The 613-nt window shown below is 65.7% G+C and carries 2 pseudogenes; both read left to right on the top strand.

The window, feature by feature from the left end:
* A pseudogene (locus JCM19049_RS22855) lies at positions 1 to 175 on the top strand (helix-turn-helix domain-containing protein); the annotation flags it as partial.
* A 222-nt stretch (positions 176 to 397) separates the two neighbouring features.
* Positions 398 to 613 (top strand): annotated as a pseudogene (locus JCM19049_RS16915) (ACP S-malonyltransferase); the annotation flags it as partial.

The raw sequence follows: 613 nt of genomic DNA, 5'->3' as shown, positions 1-613 counted from the left end.
CGCTGGGGCATTCGCTGGAGGCACGGCACGGGAACTGTTCGTGCACGCCAACACGGTGCGCTACCGGCTCAAGCGCGTGAGCGAGGTGACCGGGTGGGACCCGCTGGTCCCCCGCGACGCGTTCGTGCTGCAGACGGCGCTGATGGTCGGGCGGCTGCGTGACGCCCGACGCTAAACCGCCGCCGCTGACCCGAAGCACGGGAGGCCGTCCAGCGTCACGGCCGGATGGGGCAGCTTTGGAGGGTGCGCACACATGCCGGGGGTGTCATCTGCCGAAATTGGCGGGTTTCCTTCGACAGCGGCCCCACTGGTTTTGTAGACTTCCTACAAAGAGGTTCGGCCAGCTTGGTGCCGAAATGATGAGCGCAACCCGCCCCCAATTTGGAAAGCTGTAAGAGTGCTAGCAATTGTATGCCCGGGACAGCTCCCAGACCCCAGGATTCTTGAACGACTGGCTGCATGTGGCCGGTGTGCGCGATCATCTGCAGGACCTGTCGGTGATCACCGACCGCGACCTGATCGCCCACGGCACCGAATCCGATGAGGAGACCATCAAGGACACCGCGGTGGCCCAGCCGCTGATCGTGGCCGCCGGGCTGGTCACCGCCCGCGC

This window comes from Arthrobacter sp. JCM 19049 (assembly GCF_001310435.1).
The sequence above is the reverse complement of the archived record's forward strand: the minus strand, read 5'-3'. Positions and strand labels throughout refer to the sequence as shown.